Annotated in this window: 3 protein-coding genes; 1 reads left to right on the top strand and 2 read right to left on the bottom strand. The window is 56.4% G+C overall.

Going from position 1 to position 2,786, the window contains the following annotated elements:
- A partial coding sequence (locus tag V6C16_RS10825) for a DEAD/DEAH box helicase (RefSeq protein ID WP_333543192.1) occupies positions 1 to 1,378 on the bottom strand: 1,378 nt, incomplete at its 3' end.
- Positions 1,379 to 1,611: 233 nt separating this feature from the next.
- Between V6C16_RS10825 and V6C16_RS10820 the strand changes: the two genes are divergently transcribed.
- A complete protein-coding gene (locus V6C16_RS10820; RefSeq protein ID WP_333534583.1) occupies positions 1,612 to 1,806 on the top strand; it encodes a twin-arginine translocase TatA/TatE family subunit in 195 nt (64 codons plus the stop codon).
- Positions 1,807 to 2,017: 211 nt separating this feature from the next.
- Here the strand turns inward: V6C16_RS10820 and V6C16_RS10815 are convergent, their stop codons facing one another.
- Complete coding sequence (locus V6C16_RS10815) at positions 2,018 to 2,371, bottom strand: hypothetical protein (RefSeq protein WP_333534584.1); 354 nt, start codon at positions 2,369 to 2,371, stop codon at positions 2,018 to 2,020.
- Between the last annotated feature and the right edge of the window lie 415 nt (positions 2,372 to 2,786).

Here is a 2,786-nt window from a genome sequence, read left to right as displayed (position 1 = left end):
CGCCGTCCCTGTCCCTGGACTGGCGGCGGGGGTCCACGGCCAGCGGGTCCTGGTCCAGCGGTTTGTCCTGGTCGCCAAAATCCCGCTGCATGAGCAGTTTGAAAAGGGCGGCGGAAATGTCACGGCTGGTAATTTCGCCGTCAGGAAACTGCGTGGTCAGAAAACCTTCCAGCAGGGTGAGCCAGCGCTCAAGCGTGCCGGCTTCAACGGTCTGGCGTACCTCCTCCAGCAGGCGGGAGGTGCGGATATTGTCCATATCATGCAGGCTCGGCAGGCGGCCTTCGGTGATGCGCGCGCGGGTGCAGCGGATGATATCGCGCATTTTGTAATGTTCGCGCATGGTCACAAAGGTAAAGGCGCTGCCAACACGGCCCGCGCGCCCTGTGCGACCGATGCGGTGTACGTATTTTTCCACATCGTGGGGAATGTCGTAGTTGATGACGGCATCCACATCGTCCACGTCAAGGCCGCGCGCCGCCACATCCGTGGCTACCAGCACGTCCAGACCTTCGGAGCGGAAGCGCTGCATCACGCGGTCGCGCTGCGACTGGGCGAGGTTGCCGTGCAGACTGTCGGACTGATAGCCGCGCTGCTGTAAATGTGTGGTCACTTCATCCGCACCGCGCTTGGTAGAGCAGAACACAAGCGCCTTGTGGAAGGCGCGCGAGTCCAGCAGGCGGCAGAGGGCGTCCATTTTCTGGTGGGGGCGCACTTCGTAGTAAATCTGCTCAATGGCAGGAACCGTAAGCATTTTTTGGGCAACGGTGAGCATTTCCGGTTCGCGGAGAAAGCGTTTGCTCAATTCGCGAATGGCCGGGGGAACCGTGGCTGAAAAAAGCACCCGCTGGCAAGTGGCCGGGGTCTGTTCCAGAATGGATTCAATATCTTCACGAAAGCCCATATCCAGCATTTCGTCCGCTTCGTCCAGCACGGCCATGCTGGCTTCGTTCAGACGCAGGGTTCCGCGTTTGAGGTGGTCCATGACGCGCCCGGGCGTACCCACCACAACCTGCACGCCCTTGGCCAGGGCGCGCAGCTGCCGTTCAATGGGCTGCCCGCCGTAGATGGGCAGAATGGTGACGCCACGCTTGCAGGCGGCGAGCTTGCTCAGCTCTTCGGCCACCTGAATGGCAAGCTCACGCGTGGGGCACAGAATAAGGGCCTGTATATTTTTTGCGGGTGTGAGCTTTTCCAGAATGGGCAGGCCAAAGGCGGCGGTTTTTCCGGTTCCCGTCTGCGCCTGACCAAAGGCGTCGTTGCCTGCCAGCAGGCAGGGAACGGCCAGAATCTGTATGGGGGAAGGCTCTTCAAAGCCCATGTCTTCAACGGCTTTCAACAGTTCGCGGGACAAGCCCAGCTCTTCGAAGGATGCGGTCATGCTGTTCCTGAAATAAATTTTTTCGGTATGGATTTTTCCGGGTGGCGGAACATATCCCCATCCGGTGCAATGTACAATGAAAATGGTACGGTCGCGGCGCGGCCACGGGCCGCATGTCGCGCTTAATTGTTGCTTTTGCGTCGGGAGAGCGTATAATAAACAAAATTGGCTGAAGTTTCGGGCCTGTTCAGGCCAGCCAACTTGGGCCCTTAACAGGAAGGACGGTTTTTGCTATGGGAGCATTAAGTATTCAGCATTTGCTGGTTGTGTTGGTTGTGGTCATGTTGCTGTTTGGCGCAAAAAAACTGCCTGAAATCGGCGGCGGACTTGGCAGGGCTATCAGAAACTTTAAAAAAGCCACTACCGAACCTGATGAAATTGACATAACAGCCCGGAATAACGGGAATGACAATGGCAAGCCCATGTAGCCGGAAATTCGGCTTCTGAACATTTTGGCTGCGTATATGCCCCGGGCGTGAAGTCCGGGGCTTTTTATTTCCGGGGATCTTCTGTGCGGGAAAGGCGGCGTCGGGCCGCTTCAGCTTCAGCCGGAAGACGCAAAAAATTCCGGAAGACGCAAAAAATTTCGGCTGTGTCTTGTCCCGCTTCAGGCCATGCTTTGTCCTGAAGCTGCCTGGCTTAAATTGCCTGCCAGTCGCTTTTACCGGCCATGCAGGCGGCCTTGCCTGTGGTTACGTCCGCAGCCGCACCAGCAATTAAAACAACAGTCGGGTCAGCGGCCCGGCCATGCGTAAACAAGGTCGGCCAAATAAATACGGCTGTTTCAGCAACGCCCGCCCCTGCACGTCCCACCCGGTCAAACCCGTGCCTGTTCGGCTTGCCGCCATCGGGCGAAAATCTGTAGGCAAAAATTTGTTCCTGAAAACCGGTACATATGTCCATGCCGCGTACCCGGCTGGCCGGAAAACGGGCCATCCACACATTCTGGCGAACAATTTTCATGTGCGTACCCGGCTGGCGGGAGCGCATCATTCAAGGCACGCTCCGCCCTGGACGCATGGCTGATGCGCCAGACGTCGGTTTTTCCGGCGCGTGTCGACAGGTTGTATGGTTTATTCGCCGTATATTGGCATGAGAAATATCCGGCGTCAATCACAGGCCGTGTGGAAATATACATCGTCATGATTCCGGTAAAGGCAATACACCGGATTAACGTACGGAGTTTTTTTGCAGTAAATCAAGCTTGGAGCAGCTTATTTTTGCCAGCAGGCCTTTTTCAACGGCAAAAAACTTCAGCAGCGCAACTATTGTGGCACTGTTGTGAGATAGGCTGGAAAAAACGGACGCCATAGTCCATATCCATTGAGGAGGTTCTATGACGAAAGCACCACGGGGACGTTATTCACAGGAATTGAGGCAGCAAGCCGTCACTATGGCGGTTGATGAT

This window comes from Desulfovibrio sp. 1188_IL3213 (assembly GCF_036763145.1).
Lineage (GTDB): Bacteria > Desulfobacterota > Desulfovibrionia > Desulfovibrionales > Desulfovibrionaceae > Desulfovibrio.
Note: the sequence above shows the minus strand (reverse complement) of the source record. Positions and strands in the feature narration are given on the sequence as shown.